1 protein-coding gene is annotated in these 927 nt (G+C 65.5%); it reads right to left on the reverse strand.

Annotation, left to right across the window (positions count from 1 at the left end; genetic code table 11):
• On the reverse strand, positions 1 to 927 hold a 927-nt coding region (locus AU187_RS18380; protein ID WP_156442384.1), incomplete at both ends, for an AMP-binding protein.

Genomic DNA, 927 nt, shown 5'->3' on the forward strand with positions numbered 1-927 from the left:
CCGATCCAACAGCTGGGCGCGAATATCGCCCGGGTCTGCGCTGCCGGTGATGTAGCCGACCAGACGCTTGTCACCGGGACGGTCCTCGCGCGCGATCACCACCGCCCGATCCACACCATCGAGCCCGGCCAGCGCGGCCTGGATCTCACCGAGCTCGATGCGATACCCGCGAATCTTGACCTGCTCATCAGCGCGACCCAAATACTGCAACTGCCCATCAACACCCCAACGCACCAAATCCCCGGTGCGATACATCCGCTGCCCGCCCACCCCCGAGACCGCGAACGGACACGCCACAAACCGCGCCGCGGTCAACCCCGCCCGGCCCACATACCCACACGCCACCCCGGCACCGGCCACATACAACTCACCGACCACACCAGCGGGCACCGCACGCAACCACTGATCCAGCACAAACAACGCCGCCCCAGCCACCGGCACCCCGATCGGCACCACATCCATACCGGGCCGCAACGGCGCGCTGATCGCCACACACATCGTGGTCTCGGTCGGACCATAGGCATTGACCATCACCCGCCCGCGCGCCCACCGATCCACCACCTCAGCCGGACACGCCTCACCGGCCATCACCAACGCCGCCGACTCCAAACCCTCATCCGAAAGCATCGCCACCGCCGACGGCGTCTGAGTCAAAACACTGACCCGCTGCCCCACCAACACCTCATGCAAATCCTCGGGCGAACGCACCACCGACTCGGGCACCACCACCAACCGCCCACCACGCAACAACGCCCCAAAGATCTCCCACACCGAGACGTCAAACGCCAACGAATGACACAACGACCACACCCCCGCCGCCGGCAAACCCGCACCCAACGACCCCAACAACTGCGTCACATTGGCATGGGTGACCGCCACCCCCTTGGGCGTACCAGTAGTGCCCGAGGTGTAAATCAGATAAGCGGT

This window comes from Mycobacterium sp. IS-1556 (genome assembly GCF_001499985.1).
In the GTDB taxonomy this organism is placed as follows: domain Bacteria; phylum Actinomycetota; class Actinomycetes; order Mycobacteriales; family Mycobacteriaceae; genus Mycobacterium.